Here is a 15,059-nt window from a genome sequence, read left to right on the forward strand (position 1 = left end):
TTGGGCGCGTCCTGTTTCGGGGGCGCGTCGTCCTGTACCGGCGTCTCGTCCGCGGCGGCACCGGTCTGCCCGTTGCTCGTCGACGGGCCGCTCTTTCGGTCGCTGCGGGACTGCCGCTTCGGCTGCTGCCGCTGCGCCGGACGCCGGTCCGTGGTGGCGGTCTCGGTGGCGGCGCCGGCCGTACCCGGGACGTTCTCGTCGGCCGGGCGGCCGTGGCGCAGGTTGGCCTCGCGCTTGCGGGCCTGCATCGCGTCGTACGCCGGGGTGCCCGGTGCCGGGTTGCGGCGGATCACGTAGAACTGCTGGCCCATCGTCCACAGGTTCGAGATGAACCAGTAGATCAGTACACCGATCGGGAAGTTGAAGCCACCGATCAGGAAGAAGATCGGGAAGACGTACAGCATGATCTTCTGCATCTGGGCGGCCTGGCCCTCGAGGGCCTCCTTCGGCATGTTCTTCCGCATCAGCTGCAGCTGCGTGGTGAACATGGTCGCCGTCATCAGGATGATCAGGACGATCGCGACGACCTTGACGTTGCCGGAGCCGGAACCGCTGGCCTTCAGGAAGGTCTGCGAGATCTCCGCACCGAAGATCTTCGCGTGCTGCAGCGAGTTCACGTACGGCTTCATGATCTCGCTGTGCCACTGGCCCTTGGCGGCGTAGTCGAGCACCCGGAACAGGGCCAGGAAGATCGGCGACTGCAGCAGCAGCGGCAGGCACGAGGAGAACGGGTTGGTCCCGGTCTCCTTGTACAGCTTCATCATTTCCTGACCGAGCTTCTCCCGGTCGTGGCCGTACTTCTTCTGCAGCTCCTTCATCTTGGGCTGCAGCAGCTGCATGTTCCGGCTGGAGCGGATCTGCCGGACGAACAGCGGGATCAGGATGGTCCGGATGGTGATGGTCAGACCAACGATGGACAGCGCCCACGCCCAGCCGCTGTTCGGGTCGAGCACCTGGCTGAGCAGCCAGTGCCACCCGACCAGCAGTGCCGATACGGCCCAGTACAGCGGCGTCATGACCGTGTTGAACAGGTCTACGATCCCGTCCCACACCGCGAGCCCGGGGATGGCCAGAAGAGTCACTCACACACCTCGCTGCACAGGCCCGGCGTCGGTCGACGGTCCGGGCTGGTTGGCGGAGACAGACGCTCCGCGCTGGTCGACATCTTTGGGTGGAACGGGGTCGTAGCCGCCGGGGTTCCACGGGTGGCAGCGAATGAGTCGCCTCATCGCCAGCCAGCTACCGCGCACCGCACCGTGGCGCTCGACCGCCTCCAGGGCGTAGGCCGAACAACTCGGGTAGAACCTGCACACCTGGCCGTACAGCGGGCTGATCAGCAAGCGGTACAGCTTCAGGAAACCGATGATCCCGCTGCGGACGGGATTGAACCGCATCATGACTTCGCCAATCGGCGCAGCGCACCGTCGACGTCCGCGACCAGCTCGTCGTACGACGCAGCGGCGGACGACGGCAGTGCGCGGACGACCGTCAGGCTGCCGGCCGGCAGATCCGGGAGTCGCGACGCCAGTACGGCACGCAGACGGCGGTGGACCCGGTTCCGCAGAACCGCGTTGCCCACCGCCTTGTTCACAACGAATCCGACGCGTGGGGGGCCGGGCTGCCCGGCCTCCGCCAGCACATGCAGGACCACCGCGCGTCGCGCCGCGCGCCGACCGGAACGGACGGCGCGACGGAAGTCGTCGGACCGGCGCAACCGGTTCGACGCGGGCAACACGAGGTGGTCACCGTCAGACGGGTCGCTCAGGCCGCGAGGCGCTGACGACCCTTGCCACGGCGGGCGGCGATGATCGCGCGACCCGCACGGGTGCGCATCCGAAGACGGAAGCCGTGCTTCTTGTGCCGGCGACGGTTGTTCGGCTGGAACGTCCGCTTGCTCACTGGAATGACTCCGGTTACTCGAGATCACAAATTTGTCGACAAATCCACTGATTGGATCTGCCCCTGGTGCAGTCCTGCGCAGGGGTCGGAGAACCAGAGGATGGTCTCGCAGGGAGCGCAGCACGAAAGGGCCGGCTCAACACCGACCGATCCACGGTACGTGGCTCCCTGTGGACAGGTCAAACCAGGTATCCCCAGACTTTTCCACAGGCTTGTGGACAGGGTAGTGGGTAACTGGTTGCCGGAACCGTCGTCACTGTCCGGACCGAGTCGCAACGCAGAGCGATGACCAACCATGACTACGCTCTGGCGTCTACCCGACACGCCGCAGGTTGCCCCCAATTTCCTGTTCATAGCCTGTGGATGACGGCTTGAAGGTGGCTGGCCGGACTTGTTAGCGTCACTCCCTCACACCAGAGGTCCCACACCCCGCGATCGGTAACCAACCTGCTCCGGCGGTCGTTCACAACTGTGGACAACCGTGTGGACAGAGCGGCGGCACGGTGTCGGGTCGAACGGTCGCGCCGCCCGGATTCCTCCGGAACGCGCCGGCCACCGCAGCGATGGATTCGGGGAGCAACGCGTGGTCGAGGACCATTCCGCCAGTGCGGAATTCACACCGGCGGAATTCACGGCGGCCGAACTGACCGGGGCCGAGCACCGGACGGACCACGGCGCCGACCGCCGGCAGGACCTCCGGCCCGAGCCCGACGACAGCCGGCCCGAGCCCGACGCGAACTTCCGGACCGAGGTTCCGCCCGCGCCGGAGCCCACGCCCCGCACCGAGTCCCTACCCCGGAGCGAACCGCTGCTCCGGGGCGAGCCCGCGGCGCGCGCAGAGCCGACCCCCCGGGTCGAGCCCGGGCCGCGCGCGGAGCAGGCGCTTCGTGGCGAGTCTGGGCCGCGTGCGGAGCAGGCGCCGACGCCGCGGATGGATCCCGGTGACTACCTGAGTCCGTCGCTCCCGATCCCGATGCCCGAGCCGTCGGCCTTCGGGTACCGTCCGGCGCCGCCGCAGGCGCCGTACGGCTACCGGTCCGAGCTCGAACGGGCGGCCACCGATCTCCCGGCCGGCCCACCCATGCCCACCGCAGGTACGACGTACTTCGGTGCGGCCCCGGCCGTCGGCAACTACCGCCAACCGGAACCAGGCGCTGCCTGGGGAACGGCGGAATGGGGTACCGGCAACGCCAACGCAGCTGGCTCGGTACCGAACGAGGGCGAGGCACGTGTGGACAACCCAACCTCCAACCAATGGGCACCGGACGACGGACCAGCTGCCGACCAGCTCCCCGTCGAGCTCCCCCAGTCCGAAGCGGCCGCACCACAGCTTCCCGAGCAGCCGGTCATCGAGCAGCAGCCTGCGGTCGGGCAGCAGCACCTCCAAGAGCGGCCCCAGCAACAAGCGCCTCCACAGCAAGCCACACACCACGAGCCGCCACACCACGAGCCGCCACACCACGAGCCGCCACACCAGCAGCCGCCACACCAGCAGCCTGCACAACAGCCAGCACAACAGCAGCCAGCACAACAGCCGGGAGCGCAGCAGCACACCCCGCACCAGCAGTTCCCCCAGCAAGCACCTCAGCCGCCGGCACCACAGCAACACCACATGCAGCAGCCCCCGGTGCAGCAGTCCCGTCCTGCTGACGTTGCGCCTGCAGTCACCGACCTAGGTGAAGGCTGGGCACGAGTACTCGCAGGCCTGCCGCCGAACCAGCGCGCCTGGCTGACCAACTCCCGCCCGGTCACCCTGCACGAGAGCACCGCGATCGTCGCGGTCCCCGACGACTTCACCCGCGGTCAGCTCGAGACGCGGCTGCGTCCGGACCTCGAACGCATCCTCACCGAGAGCTTCGGTCGCGACATCCGGATCGCCGTGACAGTCGACCCGTCACTCGACCCCGAGGTCCGCGAACAGCAGCAAGCCCCGCAGCAGCAGCACGCCCCACACCAGCAAGCCCCACACCAGCAGCCGGCGCAGCAGCACCCGCTACAACAGCCGGCGCTCCAGCAGCCCCCGCAACCGCAGTACCCACAACAGCCCGTCCAGCAGCAGCCCCCGCCAATACGCGAACCGCTGCGCACGGACGGCGCGTACCAGCCGACCATCCAGTCCGCGCTGACCGACCCCGACAACGGCGCACAGTTCAACCCGCCGCAGCCGCAGTACGAACAGCCTGCCCCGCAGCAGACGTTCGGGCAGCCGATCGGTTCGGTCGCTCCGCCGCCCGGTGGTTCGAGCCAGCCGGCCACCGAGGCGCAGGGCGAGGCGCGGCTGAACCCGAAGTACACGTTCGAGACCTTCGTCATCGGTAGCTCGAACCGGTTCGCGCACGCCGCCGCCGTCGCGGTCGCCGAGGCACCGGGCAAGGCGTACAACCCGCAGCTGATCTACGGCGACTCCGGTCTGGGCAAGACGCACCTCTTGCACGCGATCGGTCACTACGTACGCAGCCTCTACACAGGTGCACGCGTCCGGTACGTGTCCAGCGAAGAGTTCACGAACGACTTCATCAACGCGATCCGCGACGACAAGGCGTCCCAGTTCCAGCGCCGGTACCGCGATGTCGACGTGCTGCTGATCGACGACATCCAGTTCCTGGAAGGCAAGATCCAGACCCAGGAAGAGTTCTTCCACACCTTCAACACGCTGCACAACGCGAACAAGCAGATCGTGATCAGCTCCGACCGGGCGCCGAAACGCCTGGAGGCGTTGGAGGACCGGCTGCGGAACCGGTTCGAGTGGGGACTGATCACCGACATCCAGCCGCCCGACCTGGAGACCCGGATCGCGATCCTGCGGAAGAAGGCAGCCACCGAACGGCTGACCGCGCCGCCGGAGGTGCTGGAGTTCATCGCGTCGAAGGTGCAGACGAACATCCGCGAACTCGAGGGCGCCCTGATCCGGGTCACCGCGTTCGCCAGCCTGAACCGGCAACCGGTCGACCTCAGCCTGGCCGAGATCGTGCTGAAGGACCTGATCCCCGAAGGCAGCAAGCCCGAGGTGACCGCGAGCATGATCATGGGCCAGACCGCGTCGTACTTCGGGCTCTCGATCGACGACCTGTGTGGATCCAGCCGCAGCCGAGTGCTCGTCACCGCTCGGCAGATCGCCATGTATCTGTGCCGCGAGCTGACCGATCTGTCGCTGCCGAAGATCGGCCAGCAGTTCGGCGGCCGCGACCACACCACGGTGATGCACGCGGAGCGGAAGATCCGGCAGTTGATGTCCGAGCGGCGCAGTGTTTTCAACCAGGTGACCGAGCTGACGAACCGGATCAAGCACCAGGCGAAACAGCAGTAATCAGGACGCACAGGCTGGGGACGCAGCTGTGGAAAACTGTGGGAAACCCCCGTTGTGGGTGTGGATTCGCTGTGGGGACAGAAATCTTCGTCCACGGCTGTCCTCAACCGAAGCGGAGACTGTCCACACTGGATCCACATGGCCTTTTGGGGTCTGACCTGCGAAGACGCCGCTTTTCCACAGTATCCACCGGTGCTAAGAACACTATGGAATCTATAGAGAGCTCGAAGGCCACAAAACGATCGAGCGGCCCGATCTGGGGAAAACCCCGATCTCGCGCCGGCTTGCGGGACCTGTCAGGCTGTTCCCAGGAAGCACCAGAACAAGCACCAAGAGCTCGACCGGTACGACGCCGACGCGACCCGCCCGAAGCGCCACGTCTGGCCCGATTGGCGCACAGCACACTTGTCCGTGGCAGGATCTGCCTGGCACACAGCCGAAACAGGAGGCACCCAGCGGTGAAGTTTCGCGTCGAGCGCGACGTACTGGCCGAGTCGGTGGCCTGGGCCGCGCGCAGTTTGCCCAGTCGTCCCAGCGTCCCGATCCTCGCCGGCCTTCTGGTCGAGGCCGAGGACGGGCAGATCACCCTGTCCGGCTTCGACTACGAGACCTCAGTCCGGGTGACGGTGCCCGCGCAGGTCGCCGACGCCGGCAAGTGCCTGATCTCCGGCCGGCTGGTCGCCGACATCTCCAAGAGCCTTCCGAACCAGCCCGTGGACGTCGCCGTGGACGGCGCGAAGGCACAGGTCACCTGTGGCAGCTCGCGCTTCACGCTCCAGACGCTTCCCACAGAGGAATATCCGGCCCTGCCGGAGCTTCCGGCCGCGAGCGGCACGGTGAAGGCCGACGTCTTCGCCCAGGCCGTCTCACAGGTCGTCACCGCGGCCGGCCGGGAAGACACCCTTCCGGTACTGACCGGGGTCCGGGTCGAGATCGAGGGCTCCACGATCTCCCTGCTGGCCACCGACCGGTACCGGCTGGCGATCCGTGAGCTGGAGTGGAACCCCCAGTCCCCCGACGCGTCCGCGGCGGCGCTGGTCCCGGCCAGGGTCCTGTCCGAGACCGCGAAGGCGATGACCGGCTCGGACGTCATCGTCTCGCTGGCCGCTCCTGGCACCGGCGACGGCATCGTCGGCTTCGAGGGCGAGGTGTCCGGTGGCAACCGGCGCGCCACCACCCGGCTGCTGGACGGCGAGTTCCCGAAGGTGCGCGGCATCATCCCGACCGACTCGGCGATCGCGACCCGGGTCCGGATCGACACCGCGACGCTGGTCGAGGCGGTCAAGCGAGTCGCCCTGGTCGCGGAGCGGAACGCCCCGGTCCGGCTGACCTTCGACGAGGACAGCGTCACCCTCGACGCCGGCAGCGGCGACGAGGCGCAGGCGTCGGAGTCGCTCGAGGCGCGAGTGGTCGGCGATCCGGTGACCGTAGGCTTCAATCCGACGTACCTGCTCGACGGTCTCGGTGCGATCGGTACGCCGGTCGCGCACCTGGCCTTCACGCAGGCGACGAAGCCGGCCGAACTGACCGGTGTGCGGGACTTCGACGGCGAACCGATCAGTGAGTTCCGGTACGTGCTGATGCCGGTCCGCCTGAACAGCTGAAAAGCCAACAGAACAAGGGGATTCAGATGGAGCTCGGCCTTGTCGGTCTCGGCAAGATGGGCGGCAACATGCGCCAGCGGATCCGCAACGCGGGGCATACCGTGGTCGGATTCGACAACAACCAGGAAATCTCCGACTCCAAGGACCTTGCCGACATGGTCGGCAAGCTGACCGCCGCCGGCCAGCCGAAGGTGGTCTGGGTGATGGTGCCGGTGCAGGCCATCGACCCGGTCGTCACCGAACTGGCCGAGCTGCTCTCCCCCGGCGACATCGTGATCGACGGCGGCAACAGCCGCTGGACCGACGACACCCGCCGCGCCGCCCAGTTGGCCGAGAAGAACATCCGCTTCGTCGACTGCGGTGTGTCCGGCGGTGTCTGGGGCCTGGAGAACGGCTACGCGCTGATGTGCGGCGGCGACAAGGACACCGTCGACGTGGTGATGCCGATCTTCGAGGCGCTCAAGCCCGAGGGCGAGTTCGGCTTCGTGCACGCCGGCAAGGTCGGCGCGGGTCACTTCTCGAAGATGGTCCACAACGGCATCGAGTACGGCATCATGCAGGCGTACGCCGAGGGCTACGAGCTGCTCGAGGCCGCCGACATCGTCGAGAACGTGCCGGAGGCGTTCCAGTCCTGGCGTGAGGGCACCGTGATCCGGTCCTGGCTGCTGGACCTGCTGGTGAACGCGCTCGAGGACGACAACCACCTGGAGAAGATCCGCGGGTACGCCGACGACTCCGGTGAGGGCCGGTGGACCGTCGAGGCCGCGATCGACCTGGCCGTACCGGTGCCGGCCATCTCGGCGGCGCTGTTCGCCCGGTTCGCGTCCCGGCAGGAGGACTCGCCGGCGATGAAGGCGATCGCCGCGATGCGCAACCAGTTCGGTGGTCACGCGGTGAAGGGTGCCGAGGCCGCCGACCCGTCGTACGCCACCCCGCCGAAGCACTGAGGTGTACGTCACCGCCCTGGGTCTGCTCGACTTCCGGTCCTACCAGCAGGCGGAGGTCCAGCTCACTCAGGGCGTGACGGCCTTCGTCGGCCCGAACGGCCACGGCAAGACCAACCTGGTCGAGGCGATCCATTACACCGCGACGCTCGGTTCGCACCGGGTGGCGAACGATGCACCGTTGGTGCGCGCCGGTGCCACCCGGGCGATCGTCCGGACCGAGATCCGCAGCCAGTACGACCGGGACGTGATCGTCGAGCTGGAGATCAACCCGGGGAAGGCGAACCGGGCCCGGATCAACCGCTCGCCGGTACCGCGGCCGCGGGAAGTGCTCGGCCTGCTCCGGACGGTGCTGTTCGCGCCCGAGGATCTCGCGCTCGTGAAGGGTGACCCGTCCGAGCGTCGCCGCTTCCTGGACGAACTCCTGACGCTGCGGGCGCCGCGGATGGCCGGCGTCCGGCAGGACTACGACCGGGTGCTCAAGCAGCGGAACTCGTTGCTCCGGAGCGCGTCGCAGGCCCGCCGGCAGAACCGGTCGAGCGCCGCCGAGGGGCAGTTGCGCACGCTCGAGGTGTGGGATTCGCACCTCGCCCGGAGCGGGGCCGAGCTGCTCGCGACCCGTCTGGAGTTGCTCGAGGCCCTGCGGCCGCTGGTGTCCAGCTCGTACGACGCGGTTGCCCGCGGCAAGGGTGATGCGCGGCTCGAGTACAAGTCGTCGGTACTGCTCGAGCCCGGTGTCGCGTCCCGGGAGCAGCTCGAGGAGGTACTGCTGGCCGCCGTACGAGAGAAGCGGCAGGACGAGCTGGATCGTGGCGTCTCGCTGGTCGGGCCGCACCGCGACGACGTCGTACTCGGGCTCGGGGACTTGCCCGCGAAGGGGTACGCGAGTCACGGTGAGTCCTGGTCGTTCGCGCTCGCGCTGCGACTGGCCTCGTACGAACTGCTCCGCGCGGACGGAGGTGAGCCGGTGCTGATCCTCGACGACGTGTTCGCCGAGCTCGACTCGCAGCGCCGGGACCGGCTGGCCGAGCTGGTCGTACCGGCCGAACAGGTGCTGGTGACCGCGGCGGTCGGCGCTGACGTGCCCGCTGAGCTCAGTGGGGCGCGCTTCGAGGTGGGTGAGGGGGTCGTTCAGCGTGCCTGAACCCCCGGATTCCTCTGAGAGCGTCCCTGAGAGCGAAGAAGAGCACGACAAGCAGGGCCTGGAGCTGGCGAAGTCGCTGGCCGGTCGGCTCAAGCAACAGGCCGCCAAGGGCGGCATCAAGCCGGTCAAGCGCCGCCGCCGGCCGCGGATCGACGGCGCCCAGATCAGCAGCGCCCGCCCCGATGACCGCGACCCGCAGAAGCTGACCAACACGCTCGGCCGGCTGATGCGCGACCAGGGCTGGGAAGTCGACGTCGCCGTCCACGGCGTGATGGCGCGCTGGCAGACCATCGTCGGTCCCGAGATGGCCGAACACTGCAAGCCGGAGTCGTACGACGACACCGTGCTCACCGTCCGTACGTCGTCCACCGCGTGGAAGGTCCAACTCGACCTCCTCGTCCCCCAACTCCTGTTCCGCCTCAACGCCGAACTCGGCGAACACACCGTCACCCAGGTGAAGGTCCTCGGCCCCAACACCTACACCTGGCGCAAGGGCACCCGCACCGTCCGCGGCGGCCGCGGACCCCGGGACACCTACGGATAACCGGGCTCGATTGCTCGCACGACCCACGGCTCCCCTAGGATCAGGCGCGATGCGCACGCTCGTCGACGGCTTTCGCGAGATGGTCCACCTGATCGGGGATACGTTCCGGCTCTGGTGGAAGAACCTGCTGCCCATGAGCACCTGGTGGGTCGCCGGGTTCCTCGGCTTCACCGTCTGCTCGCAAGGTGCGATCTGGCTGGCCAAGCACCTGCACTCGAGCCTTGGTACCGGTCTGTTCGCCGTCGGCGTGCTGCTGCAGATCACCGCGACGGTCGGCATGATCCGGACCTGTGCGATGTCGCTGTACCGCTGGCGGGACGCGGCGGGCAGTGAGGCCGAGGAAACCTCGGACCCGACCCAGCGCGGGGTGCTGGAGTTGCTCGCAGTCACGCTGCTGCCACTGGTTGCGGTCTGGTCCGCTTGGGGCTTCTTCGACAAGCAGGTCAGCCAGTTGAGTGCGACCTTCCTGGTCCAGAACGGGACGCAGCAGGGCTCCGGGTTCTTCAAGGTGGGAATCCACACCTGGCACAACTACCTCCCGGCGCTGATCATCCTGCTGGTGCTCCGCAGGGTGCTGCAGTCCGTCGACGACCGGTGGCCGAGCCGGCCGGTGAAGTTCGCGCAGGTCTGGGCGGAGTCCTTCTTCGTGCTGCTCACCTTCGTGATCACGCCGTTCGCGGTGGCCGAGGGCAAGGACTGGTTCAAGGACCGGAGCTTCTGGTACTGGTCGCTGGACTGGTGGGACGGCTTCAAGGGCTTCTTCGAGCAGATCCACATCCCGATCCCGGCCGGCATCGTGTTCCTCTGGGGCTTCTTCTGGGACTCGCTGTGGCCGCTCTTCAAGGACGGCATCGCCGAACCGCTGACCTGGCTGGCGATCACCACCGTGGTCTTCGGCCACCGCGTCCTGTCGAGCGGCGGCGTCTTCCGTGGGACGCGGCTCGAGCAACGGCTCGGCGCGCAGGGCGCCCAGCAGGAGGAGATGCAGCGCGGCCGGCTGGTCACTCTGACCGCCAAGGCACCGGATCTGGTGCTGGGCGGTCTGCGGGAGAAGTTCTACCCGGCGCTCAACGCGTTCCGGTTGCTCGTCCGGGTCGGTCCGGTGTTCCTCGGGGTGGTGTGTCTTGTCTACACGCTCTGGGTGCTCGCCGACGACTGGGCGTTCGTGGCGGTCCAGCGGCTGATCGGCATCCACGGCCAGTACTGGGGCCTGATGAACATGGAGATCTCCAGCCTGGTCGAGGGCCTGATCTTCGAGCCGCTTCGGATCGCCCTGCTGGCGGCCGCGTTCGACCTGTGCATCTCGGTCGGCAGCGAGCGGCGTGTCGAGGCGAAGGCGATCGCCGAAGCGAAGCCGCCGAAGGTTGCCCAGCCGCAGCCCGTCTGACTCCGCGGGGTCAGGGGGTGATCAGGACCCGCTTGTGCAGGTAGAAGTCCTCGGTGGTGATGCCGATGAGGTTCGGTACGTCGTTCTTCGGCACGATGTAGATCTTGGCGATCTGCGCCGGCTTGTCCATCGTGAACGGGTGGTCGTCGTCACCGCAGTACGTCGGTAGCGGGTAGCCGTACGCCTGGGTGTCGTCCCAGGTGTTGCCCTTGCTGTCGCGCAGCACCGCGTCGCAGGTGAAACCGCGGTCCTTGAGGTACGTACCGCGCTTCGGCGTCACCGTGATCGAGGCGACCACGATCGTGGTCCCGGCCGGGCCGGCGAGCTCGATCGGCTCGCCCTTGTCGTCCAGGATCGTGGTGTACGCCTTCAGCGAGTCGAGCTTCCACTCGACGTCCGAGACCGTCACCGGCCCCTGGCTGACGACCCTGTCGATCCGGCCCTCTTCGTACACCCGCTCGTCGTCGCTGAGGTACGGACGCAGCATGACGAACGTCGCGAGCGCCAGCAGCGCGGCCAGCACCAGGATCTGTACGACGAGCCGGGTCGCCCGGCCGCCGATCGTCACGACGCCACCCGCGTCACGGATTCGTTCACGACGTACTGGTCCTCGGCGGTGTCGACCAACTGTTGCGCGATCGCCTCGGTCGGGATCCCCAGATCCACGCGGATCTCCGAGTTGTAGACGTTGAACAACATGGTCGGCTTCAGTCTCAGGGTCAGGCCCTTCAGATCGGCGGGGTTGGCCTCGAACACGACTGCACCGGTGCGCGCGAAGCCGGCGTCCGGGAAGTCGATCGCGCTCTCGGTCGGGTCGCTGACCGGTGCGTACACGCTGCCACTGTCGGTCGTCAGCGTCGGGGTGAAGGAGTCCGGCTTCTGCACGCCGCGGACCGCGTCCCACTCGACCGCGACGTAGATGCCGTTGGTGTCGATCGGCTTGTCGTCGTCGCTCGCCTTGGCGCTGAGGATCTTCCGCGCGAACTTGATCCGGGTCACCTTCATCGTCGACCCGCTGCCCGCGTACCGCAGGGGCTGGCCGATCTGGCCGCGGACGATCGCGAGGTTCGGTGTGTCGTGGTACAGGCTGTCCGGAGTGGCCAGCCGCACGACGCCGCCGAGCAGGACGAACAGCAGACCGACCAAGATGGTCGCCGGGCGGTACAGCTTCATTTCGTCTTCCCGTCGTCGACGACAACGGTCGGCTTCAGCCGCACGACCGCGGCCGCATCCGGGCTCTGCCAGTACGGCTTGTCGTTCGCTCCCAGAGCGGAGTTGTCCGATTCGTAGTGCTCCTGAAGAACACCGATCTCGACGACGTCGGCGTTGAAGTCCGGGTCGACGTCGAACTTCGTACTGCAGTCCTCAGGGGGCAGTCCGTACACCAGCAGCCAGCCCAGGTTGTCGCCCTTGCAGGCGTCGCCGTTGGATTCGACCAGGTCCTTGCCGCCGCCGGGCACGAAGCGGATCAGTTCGCCGGCCACGAAGTCGCTGGTCTGTTCCTCGGAGTCGATGTTCTTCGCAGTGAAGTACACCTTGAGGCTGGCCTCGGCCTTGCTGTAGTCGGTCTTCGGCTTCCGGACGATCTCGGCCTTGGTGAAGGTGAACTCGAACCGGCCGGCGGTCACCGTGGCCGGCGCCTCGAGCGTCGGGACCGTACGGCCCTTCTTCTCTTTCCAGCCGCCGGTCGCCAGCACCACCAGGATCGCCGCTACGACGAGGGCGATCACAACCAGCCAGATCCGCCGGTGCCGGTGAATCACCCGGTCGGCGATCATCGCATCGATGACCTCGTCGAGACTTTCCACGGCTGCGATCCTAAGGGTCCGTGGGTGCGCGCCGGGCAGGCCGCCCGGCACCCGGGTATGCGGACTGGACCGGTCGGTGCCGAAACCGTCAGTCGCGAAACACCCGAAGGCCACTGAGTGCCCGTGAGCGCTTTCCGGCCCCCCTCCCGCGAGAGGGGACATGGAGATGAGGGAGAAAAGACGCCCTGAGGTGAGTTTCAGGCGCCTGGTGGCAGGTTCTGCTTCGGTCGACAGGTAGAATGGACGGCGTAGAGCGAGCCGCACCTTTGCCATCACCGTAGAGGGCGGCTCAACTGTGCCGCGATGCCTCGCGAACGCGGGGTCCGAGGAGGACAACCACCGGTGACCGACGAGCCGATCGAGATCGACGCCAACCAGTCCGCCGACCCCATCGGCCCCAGTGCTGCCCCCGCACCCGATCTGGACGCGATCCCGTCCTCGGTCGTCGAGCGCGAGTACGACGCGAGCGCGATCCAGGTCCTGGAGGGGCTGGACGCGGTCCGCAAGCGTCCGGGGATGTACATCGGGTCCACCGGTGAGCGCGGCCTGCACCACCTGGTCACCGAGGTGGTCGACAACTCGGTCGACGAGGCGATGGCGGGGTACGGCGACCGGATCGTCGTCACGCTGCTCGCCGACGGCGGCGTCAGCGTCGAGGACAACGGCCGTGGCATCCCGGTCGACATCGTCGAGTCCGAGGGCAAGCCGGCCGTCACGGTCGTACTGACCGTGCTGCACGCCGGCGGCAAGTTCGGCGGCGGCGGTTACAAGGTGTCCGGCGGTCTGCACGGCGTCGGTGTCTCGGTGGTGAACGCGCTGTCCAGCAAGCTCAAGGTCGACGTGAAGAAGGACGGCAAGCTGTACACCCAGTCCTTCACGATGGGCGTCCCGGACGCCGACCTCGCCGAGATCGGTACGTCGACGTCGAACGGTACGACGATCACCTTCTGGGCCAGCCCGGACGTCTTCGAGACCACCACGTACTCGTACGAGACGCTGGCCACCCGCTTCCGCGAGTACGCGTTCCTGAACAAGGGCCTCGAGTTGGTGATCCGCGACGAGCGGCCCGACCACCTCGACGAGGACGGCAAGCCGCTCGAGCAGTCCTTCCGGTACGACGACGGCCTGGTCGACTACGTGAAGTACCTGACCGGCATCCGCGAGACGGTGCACCGCGACGTGATCTCGTTCGAGGCGGCCCAGGCCGACGACACGATGAGCCTCGAGGTCGCGCTGCAGTGGAGCGGCTCGTTCCAGGAGTCCGTGCACACCTTCGCGAACGCGATCAACACCCACGAGGGCGGCACGCACGAAGAAGGCTTCCGGGCCGCGCTCACCTCGCTGGTCAACAGCTTCGGCGAGGACCAGGGCATGATCAAGAAGAAAGAGGACAGGCTCACCGGTGACGACATCCGGGAAGGCCTGACCGCGATCATCTCGGTCAAGCTCGCCGAGCCGCAGTTCGAGGGCCAGACCAAGACCAAGCTCGGCAACACCGAGGTCAAGGGCTTCGTCCAGCGGGTCGTGAACGACCGGCTCGGCGCCTGGTTCGAGCAGAACCCGGCCGAGGGCCGCGAGATCATCCGCAAGGCGAGCGCCGCGGCGAGCGCCCGGATCGCGGCCCGCAAGGCCCGCGACCTGGCCCGCAACCGCAAGGGTCTGCTCGGCGGCGGCGGCCTCCCCGGCAAGCTGGCCGACTGCCAGTCGACCAACCCGGAGGAGTGCGAGGTCTACATCGTCGAGGGTGACTCGGCCGGTGGCTCCGCGAAGGGCGGCCGGGACCCGAAGTTCCAGGCCATCCTGCCGATCCGCGGCAAGATCCTGAACGTCGAGAAGGCCCGGATCGACAAGGTCCTGCAGAACAACGAGGTCCAGGCGATCATCTCCGCCCTCGGCACCGGGATCCACGAGGACTTCGACGAGGACAAGCTCCGGTACCACAAGATCGTGATCATGGCCGACGCCGACGTCGACGGCCAGCACATCCGGACGCTGCTGCTGACCCTGCTGTTCCGGTTCATGCGGCCGCTGATCGAGCGCGGTCACGTGTACGCGGCCCAGCCGCCGCTGTACAAGATCCGCTGGAGCAACCAGCCGCACGAGCTCGCGTACACCGACCGTGAGCGCGACGGACTGCTCGAGGCGGGTGCCGAGGCCGGCAAGAAGCTGCCCAAGGAGAACCCGATCCAGCGCTACAAGGGTCTGGGCGAGATGAACGCGAACGAGCTGTGGGACACCACGATGGACCCGGCGAACCGGGTGCTGCTGCAGATCACGCTGGACGACGCGATCCGCGCCGACGAGACGTTCCAGACCCTGATGGGCGACGACATCGAGGCGCGGCGCAGTTTCATCCAGCGCAACGCCAAGGACGTCCGCTTCCTCGACATCTGATCTCGCTGCTGCTCACCGACGTACTGAT

General features: G+C 67.5%; 13 protein-coding genes and 1 pseudogene. 7 read left to right on the forward strand and 7 right to left on the reverse strand.

What is annotated here, in order from left to right; genetic code table 11:
• Positions 1–92: 92 nt before the first annotated feature.
• The 4 genes and pseudogenes from yidC to rpmH form a co-directional block, all read right to left on the reverse strand.
• Positions 93–1,073 (reverse strand): annotated as a pseudogene (gene yidC, locus ACFYRU_RS10785) (membrane protein insertase YidC); the annotation flags it as partial.
• Positions 1,074–1,082: 9 nt separating this feature from the next.
• On the reverse strand, positions 1,083–1,394 hold the full coding sequence (gene yidD, locus ACFYRU_RS10790) for a membrane protein insertion efficiency factor YidD (RefSeq protein ID WP_387655831.1): 312 nt from the start codon (positions 1,392–1,394) through the stop codon (positions 1,083–1,085).
• Positions 1,394–1,735 (reverse strand): ribonuclease P protein component, encoded by a 342-nt coding sequence (rnpA, locus tag ACFYRU_RS10795; protein WP_387655833.1) that lies wholly within the window; start codon positions 1,733–1,735, stop codon positions 1,394–1,396. The genes yidD and rnpA overlap by 1 nt, the downstream gene beginning before the upstream one ends.
• A 26-nt stretch (positions 1,736–1,761) precedes the next feature.
• Entirely contained in the window at positions 1,762–1,899 is a 138-nt protein-coding gene (gene rpmH, locus ACFYRU_RS10800) for a 50S ribosomal protein L34 (protein ID WP_130386492.1), read from the reverse strand.
• 583 nt (positions 1,900–2,482) lie between these two features.
• Here rpmH and dnaA point away from each other — a divergent pair.
• From dnaA to ACFYRU_RS10830, 6 genes are all read left to right on the forward strand, one after another.
• Complete coding sequence (gene dnaA, locus ACFYRU_RS10805; RefSeq protein ID WP_387655838.1) at positions 2,483–5,206, forward strand: chromosomal replication initiator protein DnaA; 2,724 nt, start codon at positions 2,483–2,485, stop codon at positions 5,204–5,206.
• A 458-nt stretch (positions 5,207–5,664) separates the two neighbouring features.
• Positions 5,665–6,810, forward strand: coding sequence for a DNA polymerase III subunit beta (gene dnaN / locus ACFYRU_RS10810; protein WP_387655841.1), 1,146 nt, complete (start codon positions 5,665–5,667; stop codon positions 6,808–6,810).
• Positions 6,811–6,836: 26 nt separating this feature from the next.
• Positions 6,837–7,757, forward strand: a complete 921-nt coding sequence (gene gnd, locus ACFYRU_RS10815) for a phosphogluconate dehydrogenase (NAD(+)-dependent, decarboxylating) (RefSeq protein ID WP_387655844.1) — start codon at positions 6,837–6,839, stop codon at positions 7,755–7,757.
• Between the two features lies 1 nt (position 7,758).
• Positions 7,759–8,898: a DNA replication/repair protein RecF gene (recF, locus tag ACFYRU_RS10820; protein WP_387655847.1), complete on the forward strand. Its 1,140-nt coding sequence runs from the start codon at positions 7,759–7,761 to the stop codon at positions 8,896–8,898.
• Positions 8,891–9,442, forward strand: a complete 552-nt coding sequence (locus ACFYRU_RS10825; protein WP_387655849.1) for a DUF721 domain-containing protein — start codon at positions 8,891–8,893, stop codon at positions 9,440–9,442. The genes recF and ACFYRU_RS10825 overlap by 8 nt, the downstream gene beginning before the upstream one ends.
• 49 nt (positions 9,443–9,491) lie before the next feature.
• Complete coding sequence (locus ACFYRU_RS10830; RefSeq protein ID WP_387655852.1) at positions 9,492–10,829, forward strand: hypothetical protein; 1,338 nt, start codon at positions 9,492–9,494, stop codon at positions 10,827–10,829.
• A gap of 10 nt (positions 10,830–10,839) precedes the next feature.
• Here the strand turns inward: ACFYRU_RS10830 and ACFYRU_RS10835 are convergent, their stop codons facing one another.
• From ACFYRU_RS10835 to ACFYRU_RS10845, 3 genes are read right to left on the reverse strand one after another with little or no spacing between them, the layout of a single operon-like run.
• Positions 10,840–11,397, reverse strand: a complete 558-nt coding sequence (locus ACFYRU_RS10835) for a hypothetical protein (protein WP_387655855.1) — start codon at positions 11,395–11,397, stop codon at positions 10,840–10,842.
• Complete coding sequence (locus ACFYRU_RS10840) at positions 11,394–12,002, reverse strand: hypothetical protein (RefSeq protein WP_387655858.1); 609 nt, start codon at positions 12,000–12,002, stop codon at positions 11,394–11,396. The genes ACFYRU_RS10835 and ACFYRU_RS10840 overlap by 4 nt, the downstream gene beginning before the upstream one ends.
• Positions 11,999–12,637 carry a hypothetical protein gene (locus tag ACFYRU_RS10845; RefSeq protein WP_387655861.1) on the reverse strand — a complete coding sequence of 213 codons (639 nt, stop codon included), beginning with the start codon at positions 12,635–12,637 and terminating at the stop codon, positions 11,999–12,001. The genes ACFYRU_RS10840 and ACFYRU_RS10845 overlap by 4 nt, the downstream gene beginning before the upstream one ends.
• A 303-nt stretch (positions 12,638–12,940) precedes the next feature.
• On the opposite strand from ACFYRU_RS10845, the gene gyrB reads away from it, so the two are divergent.
• A complete protein-coding gene (gene gyrB, locus ACFYRU_RS10850; RefSeq protein ID WP_387655864.1) occupies positions 12,941–15,031 on the forward strand; it encodes a DNA topoisomerase (ATP-hydrolyzing) subunit B in 2,091 nt (696 codons plus the stop codon).
• Positions 15,032–15,059 lie beyond the last annotated feature (28 nt).

Origin of the sequence: Kribbella sp. NPDC004536 (genome assembly GCF_042873835.1) — a bacterium.
Lineage (GTDB): Bacteria > Actinomycetota > Actinomycetes > Propionibacteriales > Kribbellaceae > Kribbella.